1 protein-coding gene is annotated in these 817 nt (G+C 45.8%); it reads left to right on the forward strand.

Features of this window, described 5'->3' with window-relative positions; translation table 11 throughout:
• Window positions 1-155: 155 nt before the first annotated feature.
• Window positions 156-817 (forward strand): 23S rRNA (guanosine(2251)-2'-O)-methyltransferase RlmB (gene rlmB, locus B2R65_RS11105; protein WP_286742624.1); only part of this gene is annotated, 662 nt, incomplete at its 3' end.

Below are 817 nucleotides of genomic sequence, written 5' to 3' on the forward strand. Positions count from 1 at the left end.
AAAGGCAAACCAGCGGGTAAGTCTGGCGCAAAGCCAGCCGGTAAAAAAGCCGCTGAAACCACCGCTAAGAAAAAACCGAAAAAAAAGGCAGTTAAAAAGCCTAAAAGACCAGGCAAAAATGCCCGTAAACGTAATAGCCCAGGAGCAAAAAATACGTGAGTAATGAATTAATTTTTGGCTTTCACTCTGTTGAAGCAATTTTAGCAAAAGAGCCAGAGCGTTTTTTAGAAATTTATGCCCTAAAAGGTCGTGATGATAAGCGCTTATCCCCGATTATTAATGAAGCACGTAAATTTGGTATTTCTGTACAATTTATGCAGCGAAAAGCGCTAGATAACAAAGCAAACGATGAGCAGCACCAAGGCATTATTGCCAATGTAAAAGCTGCGCGTGTTTACAACGAAAAAGATTTAGATGAGATCATTGCTCGCGAAGACACGCCGTTTTTACTAGTACTAGATGGCATAACCGATCCGCACAATTTAGGTGCCTGCCTACGTAGCGCAGATGCAGCAGGTGTACACGCTATAATTGTACCTAAAGATAAGTCGGCCAAGCTTAACGGCACAGCACGTAAAGTAGCCTGTGGCGCAGCCGAAACCGTACCGCTTATTCAGGTAACAAACCTGGCGCGTACGCTTCGCGAAATTAAAGATGCAGGCGTATGGGTTGTGGGCACAGCTGGCGAAACAGACACCCACGTGTTTGATGCAAGCCTTACTGGGCCAATGGCAATAGTAATGGGAGCAGAGGGCGAGGGCATGCGCCGTTTAACGCGTGAGCATTGCGACGTGTTAGTTAAAATTCCGATGGCAGG

It is taken from the genome of Pseudoalteromonas sp. UBA2102 (assembly GCF_002331165.1).
GTDB lineage: Bacteria > Pseudomonadota > Gammaproteobacteria > Enterobacterales > Alteromonadaceae > Pseudoalteromonas > Pseudoalteromonas atlantica.